General features: G+C 61.6%; 1 protein-coding gene. It reads right to left on the reverse strand.

Translation table 11 applies throughout. The features are described from left to right. The coding region (locus tag HFE01_RS26840) for an AMP-binding protein (protein ID WP_167438889.1) at positions 1-229 on the reverse strand (229 nt) is incomplete at both ends.

Here is a 229-nt window from a genome sequence, read left to right on the forward strand (position 1 = left end):
TGACCTTCTTGATCTTCCCTGACGACGACGACCGCTTCCTTCACGCCACCTACACTCAGCAGCTTCGCTTCGACTTCGCCTGTCTCAATCCGGTACCCCCGGATTTTCACCTGGTTGTCGATCCGGCCGATGAAGTCCACGTTGCCGTCCGGCATCCAGCGCGCCAGGTCGCCTGTCCGGTACAGCCGCTCCCCAGTGGCGAACGGGCTGTCTACGAATTTCTCCGCCG

Source organism: Paenibacillus sp. EKM10P, from assembly GCF_011800655.1.
GTDB classification, from domain to species: Bacteria; Bacillota; Bacilli; order Paenibacillales; family Paenibacillaceae; genus Paenibacillus; species Paenibacillus polymyxa.